Source organism: Variovorax sp. VRV01 (assembly GCF_014852545.1).
GTDB lineage: Bacteria > Pseudomonadota > Gammaproteobacteria > Burkholderiales > Burkholderiaceae_C > Variovorax > Variovorax beijingensis_A.
The window spans coordinates 1-464 of the sequence record NZ_JACVBS010000068.1 but is presented as its reverse complement, the minus strand read 5'-3'; the positions used below and the strand labels follow the sequence as shown (position 1 = coordinate 464).

Here is a 464-nt window from a genome sequence, read left to right as displayed (position 1 = left end):
GCCACCGTCGTGATGGAAACCGAGAGCGGCGCCCCGCGCTACCTCGCCGGCCTTGTCACCCGCTTCGGCCTGTCGCACGAAGACGACCGCCAGGCCTTCTACGAGATGCGGCTGCGCCCCTGGCTCTGGCTGGCCACGCGCCGCTCCGACTTCCGCATCTTCCAGGACCAGACCGTGCCCGAGATCGTTGCGGCCGTGCTGGGCCGCTACGGCCACCCGATGGAGCAGAAGCTCCACCGCAGCTACCGCCCCTGGACCTACTGCGTGCAGTACCACGAGAGCGACTTCGACTTCGTCTCGCGCCTGTGCGAGCACGAAGGCATCTACTACTGGTTTCGCCACGAGGCCGGGCAGCACGTGCTGGTCTTCGCCGACGACATCGCCAGCGCCCATGCCCCCTTGCCCGGCGGCGAGGCCGTGCGCTACCACCCGCACGAGAAGGCCGGCATGACCGGCGGGCTGGA

At 69.4% G+C, this 464-nt stretch carries 1 protein-coding gene; it reads left to right on the top strand.

The window, feature by feature from the left end; translation table 11 throughout:
• The coding region (locus IB278_RS33630) for a type VI secretion system Vgr family protein (protein ID WP_192328875.1) at positions 1–464 on the top strand (464 nt) is incomplete at both ends.